The organism is Hymenobacter psychrotolerans DSM 18569, assembly GCF_900142395.1.
In the GTDB taxonomy this organism is placed as follows: domain Bacteria; phylum Bacteroidota; class Bacteroidia; order Cytophagales; family Hymenobacteraceae; genus Hymenobacter; species Hymenobacter psychrotolerans.
Genome location: NZ_FRAS01000012.1, coordinates 1 through 15,702 on the forward strand (window position 1 = coordinate 1; position 15,702 = coordinate 15,702).

General features: G+C 61.8%; 15 protein-coding genes, 1 tRNA gene and 1 pseudogene. 11 read left to right on the forward strand and 6 right to left on the reverse strand.

Annotated features, from left to right (window positions below; genetic code table 11):
* A pseudogene (locus BUE15_RS21960) lies at positions 1 to 336 on the forward strand (IS982 family transposase); the annotation flags it as partial.
* A 127-nt stretch (positions 337 to 463) separates the two neighbouring features.
* On the opposite strand, the gene BUE15_RS11760 reads toward BUE15_RS21960, so the two are convergent.
* The 3 genes from BUE15_RS11760 to BUE15_RS11770 form a co-directional block, all read right to left on the reverse strand.
* Positions 464 to 922: a hypothetical protein gene (locus BUE15_RS11760; RefSeq protein WP_139252243.1), complete on the reverse strand. Its 459-nt coding sequence runs from the start codon at positions 920 to 922 to the stop codon at positions 464 to 466.
* A 125-nt stretch (positions 923 to 1,047) separates the two neighbouring features.
* Entirely contained in the window at positions 1,048 to 1,740 is a 693-nt protein-coding gene (gene upp / locus BUE15_RS11765; protein ID WP_084549000.1) for a uracil phosphoribosyltransferase, read from the reverse strand.
* Positions 1,728 to 2,669, reverse strand: coding sequence for a GNAT family N-acetyltransferase (locus tag BUE15_RS11770; protein WP_139252244.1), 942 nt, complete (start codon positions 2,667 to 2,669; stop codon positions 1,728 to 1,730). The genes upp and BUE15_RS11770 overlap by 13 nt, the downstream gene beginning before the upstream one ends.
* A 536-nt stretch (positions 2,670 to 3,205) precedes the next feature.
* Here BUE15_RS11770 and BUE15_RS11775 point away from each other — a divergent pair.
* From BUE15_RS11775 to BUE15_RS11810, 8 genes are all read left to right on the forward strand, one after another.
* Entirely contained in the window at positions 3,206 to 5,062 is a 1,857-nt protein-coding gene (locus tag BUE15_RS11775; protein ID WP_084549001.1) for a hypothetical protein, read from the forward strand.
* Positions 5,063 to 5,214: 152 nt separating this feature from the next.
* A complete protein-coding gene (locus BUE15_RS11780; protein ID WP_073285015.1) occupies positions 5,215 to 5,574 on the forward strand; it encodes a hypothetical protein in 360 nt (119 codons plus the stop codon).
* Positions 5,575 to 5,640: 66 nt separating this feature from the next.
* Positions 5,641 to 7,482: an ABC transporter ATP-binding protein gene (locus BUE15_RS11785; RefSeq protein ID WP_073285018.1), complete on the forward strand. Its 1,842-nt coding sequence runs from the start codon at positions 5,641 to 5,643 to the stop codon at positions 7,480 to 7,482.
* 84 nt (positions 7,483 to 7,566) lie between these two features.
* Positions 7,567 to 7,827 (forward strand): hypothetical protein, encoded by a 261-nt coding sequence (locus tag BUE15_RS11790; RefSeq protein ID WP_139252245.1) that lies wholly within the window; start codon positions 7,567 to 7,569, stop codon positions 7,825 to 7,827.
* Between the two features lie 13 nt (positions 7,828 to 7,840).
* Positions 7,841 to 8,224, forward strand: coding sequence for a hypothetical protein (locus BUE15_RS11795; protein WP_073285024.1), 384 nt, complete (start codon positions 7,841 to 7,843; stop codon positions 8,222 to 8,224).
* A gap of 81 nt (positions 8,225 to 8,305) precedes the next feature.
* Positions 8,306 to 8,707 (forward strand): hypothetical protein, encoded by a 402-nt coding sequence (locus BUE15_RS11800; protein WP_073285026.1) that lies wholly within the window; start codon positions 8,306 to 8,308, stop codon positions 8,705 to 8,707.
* A gap of 18 nt (positions 8,708 to 8,725) precedes the next feature.
* Positions 8,726 to 9,319, forward strand: coding sequence for a D-sedoheptulose 7-phosphate isomerase (gene lpcA / locus BUE15_RS11805; RefSeq protein ID WP_073285029.1), 594 nt, complete (start codon positions 8,726 to 8,728; stop codon positions 9,317 to 9,319).
* Between the two features lie 108 nt (positions 9,320 to 9,427).
* Positions 9,428 to 10,966 carry a YifB family Mg chelatase-like AAA ATPase gene (locus BUE15_RS11810; RefSeq protein ID WP_073285032.1) on the forward strand — a complete coding sequence of 513 codons (1,539 nt, stop codon included), beginning with the start codon at positions 9,428 to 9,430 and terminating at the stop codon, positions 10,964 to 10,966.
* Between the two features lie 97 nt (positions 10,967 to 11,063).
* Here BUE15_RS11810 and BUE15_RS11815 read toward each other — a convergent pair.
* Positions 11,064 to 11,139: transfer RNA gene (locus BUE15_RS11815), tRNA-Lys, on the reverse strand.
* Positions 11,140 to 11,376: 237 nt separating this feature from the next.
* Here BUE15_RS11815 and BUE15_RS11820 point away from each other — a divergent pair.
* Positions 11,377 to 12,411, forward strand: coding sequence for a quinone-dependent dihydroorotate dehydrogenase (locus BUE15_RS11820; RefSeq protein WP_073285035.1), 1,035 nt, complete (start codon positions 11,377 to 11,379; stop codon positions 12,409 to 12,411).
* 13 nt (positions 12,412 to 12,424) lie between these two features.
* Here BUE15_RS11820 and BUE15_RS11825 read toward each other — a convergent pair whose 3' ends face one another.
* Positions 12,425 to 13,111 (reverse strand): DUF2306 domain-containing protein, encoded by a 687-nt coding sequence (locus BUE15_RS11825; protein WP_073285037.1) that lies wholly within the window; start codon positions 13,109 to 13,111, stop codon positions 12,425 to 12,427.
* 149 nt (positions 13,112 to 13,260) lie between these two features.
* Positions 13,261 to 14,361: an acyloxyacyl hydrolase gene (locus tag BUE15_RS11830; protein WP_170865244.1), complete on the reverse strand. Its 1,101-nt coding sequence runs from the start codon at positions 14,359 to 14,361 to the stop codon at positions 13,261 to 13,263.
* 340 nt (positions 14,362 to 14,701) lie between these two features.
* On the opposite strand from BUE15_RS11830, the gene BUE15_RS11835 reads away from it, so the two are divergent.
* Positions 14,702 to 15,445 carry a porin family protein gene (locus BUE15_RS11835; protein WP_073285043.1) on the forward strand — a complete coding sequence of 248 codons (744 nt, stop codon included), beginning with the start codon at positions 14,702 to 14,704 and terminating at the stop codon, positions 15,443 to 15,445.
* The last annotated feature ends 257 nt before the right edge of the window (positions 15,446 to 15,702 follow it).

Sequence of the window (15,702 nt, forward strand, 5' to 3'; positions counted from 1 at the left end):
GAGGCCGATATCACCGGGCTCAAAGCACTGGATCCGCAAGTGCCGGAAGGCAGCGTCTTGTATGCCGATGCCGCCTACACCGACTACGCGCTGGAAGAGGCCTGGTTCGAAGCCGAGCAGGTGGCGCTAACGGTAGACCGTCGCAAGAACAGCAAACGAGCCCATGAGCCGTGGCAAAACTTTCTGATTCAGCACTTTCGCAAAGGCATCGAAACGACCATCCGCCAGATTACCGAGCAGTTCCCCAAGTCTATTCATGCCGTGACAGCGCAGGGATTCGCCCTCAAACTGCTGCTGTTCATCTTCACCCACACCCTCGCTCAACTAGGCGCATAGACCGCAACTTGGGTTAAAAAGTGACAGGTGACAGGTGACAGGCAGTGAAAGGACACAAGGTCCACGTCATTACTTGTCACCTGTCACTTTTTACCATTCACTATTTACCTCATCACCATTCACTTCATTACCGATAATGGTCGAAGATGGGCAAGTGGCTGAACTTGACGGCCAGCAGCGTGAAGGCGGCGCCCCAGAAGGCAGCACTCCAGAGCATGTGCACCACAATGCGCCAGCGCGGCACGTGCAACTGCGTAGCAATAACAGCTCCTCCGATGGGGCTGAACAGAATCGGGGTCAGGAAGGCAATGCCGGCCATGCCGAAACGCCGGAAAATGCCCACAATACGACGGCTCTTGCGGCTGAACAACGGTTTGCCTTTTTCCTCACGCTTGCGGCGCTGGTGCAGCGCCCACATCTTGCCCACGCTCGAAATCAGCAGCACGGTCGTCATCATACCCGCCACCGACAGCACCCAGATCAGGCCCATCGGCAGCCCGGCCGCTATGCCGGCAATGGGCGCGGCCACGAACTTGAACATGCCCAGCAGAAAGACAGACGCGTATTTGAGGAGTTGAGGCAGCACGATTGACAACAGCGGGGGTGGAAACGGCAACAGGGTGGTGCCTAAAATTACGAAAACCCAGCGGCCAGCCAGATGCTCAGATAAGGCTGGCCCACTTAAATGCGTTCCAAACCGAGGTGCGGGTGCTACAGCTTACTCCCGTACGACAGGTCGCCGGCGTCGCCGAGGCCGGGCACGATGTAGGCCTGCTCGTTGAGCTTTTCGTCGATGGCGGCCACCCAGAGCGTGGCTTCCGGAATTTCGCGCGTAACGTGGGCCACACCTTCCGGCGAGGCAATAACGGCGGCAATGTGCACCTGCCGCGGCATCCCGAAGCGCAGCATGGCCCGGTAGGTCTGCACCAGGGATTTGCCGGAGGCCAGCATCGGGTCCACCAGAATCAGCACCCGCTCATCCAGGCTCGGGGCCGACAGATAATCGACCTGCACCTGCACCTGCGACGTGCCCTCGATGCGGTAGGCGGCCACAAACGCACTCGGCGACTGGTCGAAGTAGTTGAGAAAGCCCTGGTGAAACGGGAGGCCGGCACGCAACACCGTCGCCAGCACCGGAAAATCGTGCAGATGCAGGCTCCGCGATTCACCCAGCGGCGTTTTCACCGTTTTTTCCACGTAGCTGAGTTGGGAGCTGATGCGGTAGGCAATGATTTCGCCGAGGCGCTGCAGGTTGCGGCGGAAGCGCAGCGAGTCGCGCTGCACATCTACGTCGCGCAGCTCGGCGAGGAAGTGGTTGGCTACCGAAGGCTCGGCGCATACAACCTGCACGCGGCTTTCGGGAGCGGCGGCAGAGGTAGTGGAGGAGGAAGTCAGCGCATCCATTGCAGAAACCAGGGGCGTTGGGTGAAGGAAAGGGCCGCGTAGGGTACGGGCGTGGCCCCGAAATTGGCAAAAAAACGGGCAATAGACGGTATCATCCCGCCTTCGAAGTCGAGAACCAGCCCCACCGTGCCCGCGTGCTGCCGGATAGCGTGGTCGAGGAGCAGCAACGGGGCCCCGGCTTTTTTGCCCGCCGGTGAGGCTGCCGCGAACAGATAAATCAGCCTGGTGCGGAACAACACAAATAGCGCCCCAGCCAGCAGCTCGCCGGTTTCGGGCTGGCGCACTTCCAGCGGCAGCGCCTGCCCATGCTGCTCCAGCGCGGCATATAAGTTGCGCAGCTGCTCGTAATGCTTGTCTTTGAGGCCGGCCGCCTCGCCGCTGTGCTGCCGGAACAGCGCCAGCAACTCATCCAGGGAAGTCAGCGGCTCCACCCTGAGCGGTACGGCTGCCTGGGCATTCAGGCGCAGGCGGCGGCGGTAGTCGGCCGCAAAACCGGCGTGCAGGGTGGCGTAGCTGGGGGCCAGTGGCAGCTGGTAAGTAATCCGCGCGGCCAGTCCGTACCCAGCCGGCGCGGCGGCCAGCTCCTGCCCGGTGTGCAGCTGCAGATAGAGGCGGGCGTAGCGGCGGCGCGGCAGCACCAGAAAATCCAGCAGTTCGGTGTGGCGGCTAGCGGCCGTGGTCAGCAGGCCCAGCTGCTGCGTGAACGGCGGCTGCTGCACCTCGCGGCCCCAGGGCCGGCGCTGCACGGGCAGCGGCAGCACCGCCCGGTACTCGCCCGGCGCACCGGGCTCCACCACGGCATCCCAGCGGCCGGCCGTGGCGGCCAGCCACCAGCTTTGCGCGTAGGGCACCACCTGCCGGGCCTGCGCCACGCAGGCATCCCAGGCAGCCAGATCAAGTTGATGATGACGGAGCAGCAGCAATAACATGGGCTAAAGGTACGGGGACGGCAGTGCAGGACGCATATTCCGGCCCGGCAGCGCCGCCCGCCGCCCCCAAACTCTCCTCTGTAGCACCCGGAGCCGCCGCCCTACCTCCCGAACCGGCTGCTGCCCCACCCGAAGTCCCGCCCCTGGCACCCGAAGCTCTTCTGGCCGCTCCCGAAGCCGCGCCGCTAGCTCCAGAAACCGTTTCCGTAGGTCCCGAAGCCGTTTCCACTAGCTATTTAGGTGCTTCGGGCATGACACAGACTGTTTGGGGGCAGTAGGGCAGATTTCGGGCATAACAGGGACTGTTCCGGGTGGGGCGGGGCTTGGGGGGCGGCAGCCACCCGATCCGACGGCGGTAGCCGTCCGACCGGGTGGCTTCGTGCTGACGTAGGCACGGTGTCGTTTGGGCGGCGCGGGCGGCGACCGGTCGGACGGCTGGCTCCAGCGGACCGGGGCGAGCCCGGAAGGGCGAGTGTTGCGCCAACTGCGTAGGTTTGCGACCCTGCCGCTGGTTTTGCGTATGCGGCCTTATCCTTATGAAAAAAATTCTCCTCCCGCTGGCGCTGAGTGCGTTGCTAGGTAGCACTGCTTTCGGGCAGAGCATGTCGCTGAAATTCGACGGGCCGGTGCCGCCGCCTGCGCCTGAATCCGGCGAGCCGGCCATTTCGCCGGACTATACGCAGGGCACCACTATGGTGCCGCTCGATGCCGACGTGTACCGCCTGATTGACCGATACGCCATCCTCTACGGCACCGATTCCATCTATCAGCTGCACACCTCAGTTCGGCCCTACCCGCGCGCCGCCGTGGCCCGGCTGGCCGAGCGGATGCTGGCCGATAGCGCGAATCTGTCGGCGGAGGACCGGTTCAACGCCGAGTATCTGCTGCGCGACAACTGGAACTACTCTTCCCGCGCCACGGCCCCCAACCAGCGCGCCCAGCCGATAGTGAAGCATTTCTACAAGCGCAAGTCGGACCTCTACAGCGTTTCGACGCCCGACTTTACGCTGCGCGTGAATCCGGTACTGGGTTTGAGCCTGGGCAACTCCGACGGCTCGAAGAGCTACGCGTTTCTGAACACGCGCGGCGTGCAGCTGGAAGGCACCATCGATAAGCGACTGGGCTTCTACACCTTCCTGGCCGACAACCAGATGGCCGTGCCCGAGTACATCGAGCAGCGCATTGGGCGGGACCTGGCCGTGCCGCACGAGGGCTTCTGGAAACCGTTTAAGAACACGCCCGGCCAGTACGATTTTCTGTCGGCGCGGGGCTACCTCACGTATGCGGCCGGCCGCCACGTCAACATCCAGCTGGGCCACGACCGGAACCAGATTGGCAACGGCTACCGCAGCCTGATTTTGTCGGATTACTCGGCGCCTTACCTGTTTCTGAAGCTGAACACGCGCATCTGGAAGTTCAACTACCAGAACCTGTTTGCGCAGCTGGTGTCCGATGCGCCCAACGTGGATGCCTCCTACGAGCGGAAGTATCTGGCCATGCACCACCTCAGCTTCGATGTGCTGCCCAACCTGAACGTGGGCGTGTTTGAAAGCGTGGTGTACAGCGGCTACTCCAGCACCGTAGACACGATACTCGTGACGCAGGGCGGCCGGCAGCAGCAGGTGGTGCGCCCCCGCCGCCGCGGCTTCGAGCTGCAGTATCTCAATCCCATCATCTTCTACCGCGCCGTGGAGCAGGGCATCGGCTCCGAGGACAACGCACTGCTGGGCCTGGATTTCAAGTGGAACATCAGGCAGCGGGTGCAGCTGTACGGGCAGGTGATTCTGGACGAGTTTGTGCTGAGCCAGATCCGGAGCGGCAACGGCTGGTGGGCCAACAAGCAGGGCGTGCAGCTGGGCGCCAAATACGTGAACGTGGCCGGCATCCGCACCCTCGATGTGCAGGGCGAGTTCAACTACATCCGCCCCTACCTCTACCAGCACGAAGACAAGTACCGCAACTACCAGCACTACCAGCAGCCGCTGGCTCACCCGATGGGCGCCAACCTCTGGGAGCTGATTGGCATTGTGAGCTACCAGCCGCTGCCTCGCCTGAACGTGGTGGCCAAGGGCTTCTACGTGAAGCAGGGCCTCGACCCGGCCGGGGAAAACTACGGCTCCAACCCCAATTTGCCCTATACCAACCGCCCCCTCGGCCCCGACGGCCAGATCCGGCAGTACGATTTCCGCGTCGGCGACGGGGCTACCTCCTACCTGTTTCACGGCGACTTCACGGCCAGCTGGCAGGCGGCGCACAACCTCTGGCTTGATGGTAAGCTGATTGTGCGCCACCGCACCCTCGACCAGCCGGTTTCCTACGCCACCGCCGGCACCAGCGCCCTGGCCTCGGTGGGTCTGCGCTGGAACATCGCCCAGCGCCTGCACGAGTTATAAGCCGAGCCACAATCCAGAACGTCATTCCGAGCGAAGCCGAGGAATCTCGCGTGCTGACGCAAGAATAGTAATCCAGCGTCAGCACGCGAGATGCTTCGGCTTCGCTCAGCATGACGTTCCTGTGTATCGTTTTATCTCCCCTACCATTACCCATGCGCCACGAGCCCGAAGCGTTGCTGTTGTACCGGCCCGTCAATCAGCAGGAGCTGGATTTGATTGCGGCGTCGGGGTGGCTGCGGTTTCCGCCGCGCTTACCGGAGCAGCCCATCTTCTATCCGGTGCTGCATGAGGACCACGCCGCCCGCATTGCCCGCAACTGGAACGTGCCCTACTACGGCGTAGGCTACGTGCTGCGCTTTGCCATAGACGCCGATTATGCCGATACATTCCCGGTGCAGAACGTGGGGCTGCCCGGGCACAACGAGCTGTGGGTACCGGCCGAGGAGCTGGCAGAATTCAACCGCCACATCATCGGCCAGATTGAGGTAGTTTCAGTTTTCAAGGCCGGGTAGGCTATCCAGGCTCATGAAGCGGGCTTCCGTAGCGGCTGGCTGAATGCGCTACCTTTGCGGCTACCCATGAAGACCTACCTCCGCATTCTACAATACGCCCGGCCCTACGCCGACTTCCTGCCGCTGTACCTGCTGTACACCGTGCTGGGCATCTTCTTTGGCATTGGCAACCTCGCCCTGGTGATTCCGATGCTGAATGTGCTGTTTGAGACGACCAATAAGCTGCAGGCGCCGGAGCAGCTGCCCGCCTTCGCGCTTTCCCTCGACTACATCACGGGCACGTTCAACTACTTCTTCGCGCAGGTAATTGCGGAGCACGGCAAGCTCGGGGCGCTGCTGTTTGTGTGCCTGGTGCTGGTATCGTCGGTGTTTTTCAGCAACGTGTTCCGCTACCTGAGCCTGCGCATTGCGGCCCGCGTCCGGTCGCGCGTTATCCGCAACCTGCGCCGCCACCTCTACCACCGCGTGCTGAAGCTGCAGCTGGGCTACTTCTCCACCGGCCGCAAAGGCGACATGATGTCGCGCTTCACCAACGACGTGCAGGAAGTGGAAATTTCGGTGGTGAATACGCTGCAGGGCGTCATCCGCGACCCGCTTTACATCGTGGCCTATTTCGTGGTGCTGTTTTATATGTCCACGAAGCTCACGCTGTTTTCGCTGGTGTTGCTGCCGGTTTCGGGCGGCATTATTGCGGCGCTGGCCAAGCGGCTGCGCACCCAGGCCAAAACCAGCCAGGGCACGCTGGGCTCCATGCTGTCGGTGATTGACGAAACGCTGGGCGGCATCCGCGTCATCAAGGCGTTTAATGCGCAGGAGTACATCACGGGCAAGTTTGAGGACCAGAACGACCTGTACGCCCGCACCTCGCGCCGCATCGACAACACCCGGGACCTGGCCTCGCCCTTCTCCGAGTTTGCCGGGGTGCTGGTAGTGGCCGGGCTGCTGTATTTCGGCGGCACGCTCATTCTGGGCGGTACTTCCGATTTGCAGGCGGCGGCGTTTATCACCTACATCATCATGTTTTCGCAGGTGCTGACGCCGGCCAAGTCGCTGTCGTCGTCGTTCGGCAACATTCAGCGCGGGCTGGTGGCCGGCGAGCGGGTGCTGAGCATCATCGACACCGAGCCGGTCATCCGCGACAAGCCCGACGCGAAGCTGCTCCCCGAGTTCCGGCAGCAGATTGAGCTGCGCAACCTGCAGTTTGCCTACGGCGAGGTGCCGGTGCTCCAGGACATCAATCTGGTTATCGAGAAGGGCAAAACTGTGGCGCTGGTAGGCCCCAGCGGTTCCGGCAAAAGCACCCTGGCCGACCTGCTGCCCCGCTTCTACGACCCCACCGGCGGCCAGATCCTCATCGACGGCCACGACGTGCGCGACTGCACCATTCATTCGGTGCGGGAGCAGATGGGCATCGTAACGCAGGAAAGCATTCTGTTCAACGACACCATCTTCAACAACATCCGCTTCAACACGCAGGCCACCGAGGCCGAGGTGATGGAAGCGGCCCGCATTGCCAACGCCCACGACTTCATCATGGCCACGCCCGAAGGCTACCAGACGCTGATTGGCGACCGGGGCGGGCGGCTGTCGGGCGGGCAGCGGCAGCGCCTGAGCATTGCGCGCGCCATTCTGCGCAATCCGCCCATCCTCATTCTCGACGAAGCCACCTCCGCCCTCGATACGGAAAGCGAAAAGCTGGTGCAGGAAGCCCTGACCCGCCTCATGCAGAGCCGCACCTCGCTGGTAATTGCGCACCGTCTCAGCACCGTGCAGCACGCCGACGAAATCATTGTGCTGAACGAAGGCCGCATTGCGGAGCGTGGCACCCACGAGGAGTTGCTGCGCCAGCCCGGCGGCCTCTACCAGCGCCTGAGCCAGATGCAGGCCAGCAACGCCGCCCTGGCTTAACAGCAGATTTGCCGGCCCGTTAGCTGCTTGTCCCGTTAGAGAGCTACTATTGAGGCCTCATTCACCCGTAGCTTACGTTATTCCATGACTACTCCTGCCCCCAAAGTTCCGTGGTTTAAGTCGCAAGGGTTTTGGGCACTGGCTCTGCTGATGATTGGCCTGCGCTTCGGCTACAAGTACTGGAAGCAGGAGCAGCAGCCCGACTCAGCCACCCGCATGGAGCAGCTAACGGAACGAAGTAAGGCACTGGAGGAGCAGATCCGGGCCAGCCAGGCCGGCAGCACCGCGCCCGTGGTAGTAGCAGATTCTGCCGTGCTGGCCGCCGATACGGCCGCCGCGCGCTAACCCGCTTGGCTGTATGGCTACTTCTCCTGATTCTACTGACTCTACGCGCCGCTGGGTAGCAACGCTCATTGTAGCGCTGCTGCTGGCGCAGGCCGGCCTGTGGGCCTGGCGCAAAATCAGGCCGCCGGAGCAGTCAGTCGCTCAGGCCGGGCTGCAGCACAAAATAGCCGCCAGCATGGCCTACGACACCGCCCTGCTACGCGCCGACTCGCTCCTGACCGCCGCCGATACCGTGGCAGCCTCCCGCCTGCTGGATTCGCTGAGCCGGCAGCCTACGGCCGGCCTGTTCCCGATTGAGCGCCAGAAGCTGCAGCAGCTGCAACAGCGGCTTTCCGGCGGGCGTCCCGTATCGGCAGCGGCACGGCGCGCGCGCAGCAGCGGAAGCCCGGCAGAATGAGAGAAACCCTATATTTAACCCGCCCACCGCTTTTTCGCGTACAGGGGGCCATTGCTTTCTTCACTTAGCTCCGCCGATTCCATGCTTGTTCTGAAACGTCTGGTCACCATTCTGGTGATGCTATATGTCCTGCTGGCGCTGTTGCTTATCCTCAGTCCCGGCTCCCGCGACGGGCTGATGGCCGTCACGACCGGCACCAACGCGGCCGGCTTCTACTACGCCCTCTTCATTACGGGCGCGGTACTGCTGGCCCTGCAGCTCATCACCGAAAACCTCGACAGCACCCTGCTACGCCGCGACATTACGGCCCGCGAAAGCAAAATCAACGAGCTGAAGGCTCGCCTCTACGACCAGCAGCTGGAAATGCGCAGCCCCGCGGCCGGCACGCCCCGCACCGGCACTACGGTGCATCCGGAAGGTTACATCACGCCGACGCCCGTGCCGCCCCCGGCCCCGCGCCGCGACGATGCGCCGCTGGTGTAGCCCGCGTATCTTTGCCGCGTGACTACCACTTCCCCCCTCACCGACCTCATCCGGGCGGAGCTGACTGAAGCCCGCACCGTGCTGGACCGTTTCCTGGCTGATCCGGCCAACCTCGCGGCCATTGAGCAGGCGGCCCGGCTTATGGCGGCCAGTCTGCGTGGCAACGGCAAAATCCTGACCTGCGGCAACGGCGGCAGCCTCTGCGACGCGCAGCATTTTGCCGAAGAGCTGACCGGCCGCTACCGCCAGAACCGCCCGGCCCTCGGTGCCATTGCCCTTACCGAGGCGTCGCATATGAGCTGCGTGGCCAATGACTTCGGCTACGAGTACGTCTTCAGCCGCTACGTGGAAGCCCTGGGCCGCCCCGGCGACGTGCTGCTGGCCATCAGTACCAGCGGCAACTCGCCCAATGTGCTGCGCGCTGCCGAAGCCGCCAAAGCCGCTGGCATGCAGGTTGTAGGCCTCACCGGCAAGGATGGCGGCCAGCTGGCCGCCCTCTGCGATGCAGAAATCAGGGCCCCGCACCAAGGCTACGCCGACCGGGTTCAGGAAATCCACATCAAGGCCATCCACATCATGATTATGCTTATCGAGCAGCTGGTGGCGGAGTAGCCGCTTCCAGCTCAATAAAATAAGGTCCGGCGCTGCGTCCGGGCCTTATTTCGTTAGTAGATTTCCTATATCTTCGTTTCCTACTCTACTATCCTTTTCAGTCGTTATATGCTTACCAAAACCTTCGGCTCGGCCGTGCAGGGCGTCAACGCGTATACTATTACTATTGAAGTAGTTGTGTCGCAGGGTACCAATTTTTACGTGGTAGGCCTGCCCGACAACGCCATCAAGGAAAGCCAGCAGCGCATAGAGGCGGCCCTGAAATTCCGGGGTTACCGGATGCCGCGCACTAAGGTGGTCGTGAACATGGCCCCGGCTGATATCCGCAAGGAAGGCTCCGCCTACGACCTGCCCATTGCGCTGGGCATTCTACACGGCTCCCAACAGCTGAATACGGAAAAGCTGGGCGAGTACATCATCATGGGCGAGCTGGCGCTGGATGGCGGCCTGCGGCCCGTTCGGGGGGTGCTGCCCATTGCCATTCAGGCCCGTAAGGAAGGTTTCAAGGGTTTTATTCTGCCTCGCGAAAACGCCCGCGAAGCCGCCATCGTCAACAACCTCGACATCATCCCGGTCGAGACGATGCAGGAGGCCATCGACTTCTTTGAAGGCCGCCTCGCCATTGAGCCGCTCGTAATTGACACGCGTGACGTCTTTCAGCATGATGCCAACCAGTACGCCGCCGATTTTGCCGATGTGCAAGGCCAGGAAAACATCAAGCGCGCCTTGGAAATTGCGGCGGCCGGTGGGCATAATGTCATTATGATCGGGCCACCGGGCGCGGGCAAAACTATGTTGGCCAAGCGCCTGCCCACTATTCTGCCGCCTCTCACGATACAGGAAGCGCTGGAAACTACCAAGATCCATTCGGTGGCGGGCAAGCTGGGCGCCAACGCCTCGCTGCTGGGCACGCGGCCTTTTCGGGCGCCGCACCATACTATTTCGGACGTGGCGCTGGTGGGGGGCGGCGGCAATCCACAGCCCGGCGAAATCTCACTGGCCCACAACGGAGTGCTGTTTCTGGACGAATTGCCGGAATTCAAGCGCACCGTGCTGGAGGTGATGCGCCAGCCGCTGGAAGAGCGCCGCGTCACGATTTCGCGGGCCAAGGTCAGCATTGATTTTCCGGCCAACTTCATGCTCATAGCGAGCATGAACCCCTGTCCCTGTGGCTATTACAACCACCCTGAGAAAGAATGCGTGTGCGGGCCGGGCGTGGTGCAGCGCTACCTCAACAAGGTCAGCGGCCCGCTCCTGGACCGCATCGACCTGCACGTGGAAGTGACGCCCGTGACGTTTGACCAGATGACGGAAACGCGCAAAGCCGAGAGCAGCCAGCAGATTCAGCAGCGCGTAGATGGGGCCCGGCAGGTACAGGCCCGGCGCTTCACTGACTTCCCCGATATCCATTCCAATGCCATGATGCCGCCGCAGATGGTGAAGGACATCTGCCAGATCAACGATGCCGGCCGCACGCTGCTCAAGACGGCCATGGAGCGCCTCGGCCTCTCCGCCCGCGCCTACGACCGTATTCTGAAGGTGGCCCGTACCATTGCCGACCTGGGCGGTGCTGACGATATCCGTATCGAGCATCTGGCCGAAGCCATTCAGTACCGCAGCCTCGACAGGGAAGGCTGGGCAGGCTAGCTACTCTCTCTGACCCGGACTGCAGGAGACTTGCAGTGGAGCCACCACAGCAATGCGCAAAGAAAAACCCTCACTTGCAGGCTGCAAATGAGGGTTTTGGTGATCCCGCTGGGATTCGAACCCAGGACCCATACATTAAAAGTGTATTGCTCTACCAGCTGAGCTACAGAATCGGTTCCCGTGGCGCTGAAAGTGCTTTCTGCGGAAGGGATTGCAAAAGTACTAGCCGCATTCGTTTTCTCCAAACACTTTCGCTTTCCTGAGGCCATCTATACACTTTTCCCACAGCAACTAAGCTGCTTATCAAGCATATATAAATCAAAATAAATTTCCTGCACAAAGAATGAGACGGCCGTTTTGCCTAACAGAATAAGTAGGAGCTTTGCGCTCGAGAACTTTCGAGGTGCGTTATGTACAAAGCCCTGCTCAAACCCCTGCTCTTCCAGCTCAATCCGGAAAACGCGCATCATCTGGTATTCGATGCTTTGCGGCGGGCACACGGGCTGCCTGGTGCTGCGGCGCTGCTGCGCGGCCTCTACGATTTTCAGGATGCGGGTCTGGAGCGGGAAGTGTTTGGCCTGCGGTTTCGCAATCCGGTGGGGCTGGCCGCCGGCCTCGACAAGAACGCCGAGTTTACCACTGAGTTGGCAGCGCTGGGCTTTGGATTTGTGGAAATAGGAACCGTGACGCCGCGGCCGCAGCCCGGCAACCCGGCCCCGCGCCTGTTCCGGCTCCCGCAGGATGAGGCGCTGCTCAATCGGATGGGGTTCAACAACGACGGCGCTTCTGCCGCCGCCGAGCGGCTGCGCCAGGCCAGGCCCGCCGGCCTTATCATTGGCGGCAACATTGGCAAAAACAAGGACACGCCCAATGAACGGGCCGCGCACGACTACGTGGCCTGCGTGGAGGCGCTGCACGCGGTAGTCGATTATTTCGTGGTGAATGTGTCGTCGCCGAATACGCCGGGGCTGCGGCAGCTACAGGAGCGGGAGCCGCTGATCAGGCTGCTGCAGCAGGTGCAGGAACGCAACGCTATGCTTCCGGTACCGCGGCCGCTGCTGCTCAAGATAGCGCCCGACCTCACCGACTCTCAGCTCGACGATATTCTGCTGATTGCCCGCGAAACCCGGCTCAGCGGCCTCGTAGCCACCAATACAACCATCAGCCGCGACGGACTCCGGACGCCGGCCGGGCACGTGAGCAGCCTCGGGGCCGGAGGCCTGAGCGGCCGGCCGCTGCGGCAGCGGGCCACTGAGGTTATCCGCTATCTGCACCGCCACAGCGAAGGAATGCTGCCCATTATCGGGGTGGGCGGGATACACTCAGCCGCCGATGCGCAGGAAAAGCTGGCGGCCGGCGCTTCGCTGCTGCAGCTGTATACCGGCTTTGTGTACGAAGGTCCGGGGCTGGTTAAGAGCATCAATCGGCAGCTGGCGGGCCGGTAGCGAGCCTGCACTTCTAGGCGGCCTCCGGCTGGATTCTTACTTCTACCATGTCGGTGGGGCGCTGGCTCTGCCGGAATCTGGCTTTGTAGCGGCTCTGCACCCAAACCAGGGGAGGCACCATGACCAGCGTGGGCCACAGGAAATTCCAGGGACCGGGAATGAAGTGCAGGCTGGTGGCGGAAAAGGCGGAAACAGCTGCAATGTAGGAGCCGACAAAGCCTGACATGTGGTTCAGCAGCCACTGGCCCGGCGCGGGCGGTGTGGTGCGCACATACGACCAGAGTTGCCGGCCGGTAGTCAGCAGCCCAATGGCCCCGAATACCAGTGACGGCACGACGCCAGTTCTCAGACCATAGGCCAGCGTACCGCCGAACACCAGCAGCCCGGCTCCCACTCCTGCCCAATCGATAAATGCCGGGCGCTGGCCCTGGCTGAGCTTCTTGAGATACAACGACCGGTAGCCGAACCACGCCAGGTAGAGGCTGAAAACGCCCGTCAGCAACAGAAACGTGAGCCCATTAGCCCAGGCCGACAGGATGGCGGTGCACCCGGCTACCACCATTGCCCAGAAAAACACCCGCCCCCATAGCCGGTGCGCGGGGCCGCCTTTGCGCACGTACAGCGCCACCGGCGCGACAAAAAAGCCCAGAAAGCCTGCGGCAATATGCAGCCAGCGGTTGTAGAGCAGGAAGGTTTCCATAGCGAAGGCGGAAGAAGTGAAAGCGGCGCGTGACCTACACGACGACGGGGGAAATTCCGCGTACAGCCCGCCAGTCGCAACTTTTCCTTTCCCAACCGGCAGTTAAGCCGCCCGAAGCGCTGCAGGGCGCTGCCGAAGTTTTCCGGCGGCTACAGCTTCACGCCCACTTTCCACTCTATCACATCGGCGGAGCCGCGGTGCACTTTCAGGTCTACGGCCCCAAACAGCCGGTCGGTGGCATGGTATTTCAGCCCGATTCGCTCGTAGTAGAAGTTGTTGGACTTGTACGGGTTGTAGAGGTAGAAGCCGAAGTGCGTGACAACGGCCAGCCGCCCGAACAGCAGCTCGTGGCCTACCAGCACGCCCGCCTTTTTCACGTCGGGCAGGTTGTCGGTTGTGCGGGCTGTGTCGCGCTGCTCCTGCAGCAGGCTCCGGTCGTAGAAGCCCTCCAGCCCGACCAGCAGGTTGCTTTTGCGGCCCACGCGCCGCCCGCCCAGCACCGACACCGACTGCACCAGATACTTTTCCCGGTCGATGGGGCTGCGCTGCTTCAGGCCGAAGCTGGTGCTGATATTCAGAAAGTTGCGACCCAAATCGGCGGGCGTATCGTTGGCGGGCCGCACGGCCGGCACAAAGGGGCGCTGCTGGTGGTAGTTGAAGCCCAGGAATACGGTGGGCAGGTTGATGCCGAAGTTGGGCTTGGTGGTTGCGCCGTTGGAATAGTGGTTCAGGCCCAGCCCGACCAGCATGCCCAGATGCTCAGCCACGGCCACATCGTACTCCAGCCGCAGCTGCAGCGTGGCGTTCAGCTTCGAGCTGACGATGGTGTTCTTGTGGTTGGATTCGAGGCTGAACGGATTGGTGAAGTAGGCCAGGCCGGTACCCACCCGGAAGTTCAGCTCGTGCCGGGGCCGGCGCAGAAAGCTCTTGTTGATGTAGGTAGTGGCCGCGTAGGAGCGCCCCAGCACCGGGTTGTGGTAATCGTAGTAGACCAGCGCCACGCCCAGCTTGGGGTAGCGGTACCAGGCGTGCCAGGGCTCCGAGCCATTGGTCTGGCGCTGCAGGTTCAGCTCGAACCCGGTGGGGTGCGACACGGCCAGATGCCGGATGGCCGGAGTATGCGCAATGATGAAGCTGCCCTGCGCGTAAGCCCCCAATACCAAAGGCCCCTTCTGCTGCTTGGCCGGCTCCTCGCCCTGCGCCTGCACCGCGCCAACCTGCCCGACTGCCGGGGCAGACAGGAGCAGCAAACCTAAACCGTATCGAATCATCATAGTGCTACATGCCCACTCTCCAAAAGTAGCAAAAGCCGCCCGATGCCGCACCCGGACTGGGCCGGATGCCTGGGCTCCGGGCACAAAAATCCACTAAAAAAGCCCCGGAAACTTATCCTTGGGCAGAGGCAGGTAAGCCACTAGTACTGACAGGCTTCGCGGAAACGGCTGGAGGCCAGACGTGTAATTCTGCTCGATTCTGGCACTATTCCACAACCTAACCCCCTGATTTCCCGATATGAGTCCCTGAAAACCTTGCCGAACGCGGCTCAGGTGTGCTGCCGGATCAGGTGTTTACCTCACTCCCCCCTCCCTTATGAAAAAGTACATTGCTCTCACGCTGGCGCTGGCGTCAGCGGCTTCTATTGCGCAGGCTCAAGATGCCGGCGGCTTCCGCATCGGCGTAAAAGTTGGCGGTACGTATTCCAACGTTTCCGGCGACAACGTAAGCCAGATTACCGGCCCCAACTACAGCACCGACCTCGGCGACTACAAGCTGGGCTACAATGCGGGTATCGGCGCTATTATTCCGCTGAGCAGCGACGGGTTCTTCTCGTTTGCGCCGGAACTGCTCTACAACCGCAAGGGCTACGAAATCCAGTCGAAGCAGACCACGGGCCTGGCAGCAGGGATTAAATCGGTAGAGCAAGAGCAGCAGCGCGTGCTGCACTACCTGGATGTGCCGTTGCTGGCCCGCATCAACGCGGGTGGGTTGTTCTTCGAGCTTGGCCCCCAGGTAAGCTACCTGTTCGGGTCGAAAAACAAATCGGAAACGACCACCAAGTTTGCTGACGGCACCAAAGACAAGGTGGAAAACAACGGCGGCTTCCTCGACTACACCGGCATCAGCCGCGACGACGCCTACAAGTCCGACCTGGCCCAGTTCGATATCAGCGGGGTGGCCGGCGTGGGCTACATGACCGATGGCGGCCTCAGCCTGGGTCTGCGCTACGCCCGCGGCTTCAACTCGCTCATCGACACCAAAGACACCGACAACGAGCCGAAAGCATTCAACAATGCCTTCACGCTGCAGCTCGGCTACCTGATTCCGACCCGCTAAGCCTCTTACGCACAGCCAAACGGCTCCTCCCATACTTTGGGAGGAGCCGTTTCCTTTTGGGATTGGCCTGGCCCTACGTCTCATGTAGCCTATACCGATGCTGCGCGGGCTTGAAGAGTGCTATACTCCTGGCTGCCACAGCACAACAGTATTAAGTTTATAAAATGATTCATCTGGCATACTGAATTTTTAATAAAACAAATAGTATTTTCAGGCGTTGCGAGGCGTCTCGCACTTCCTCTTTTCCACGCTTAACG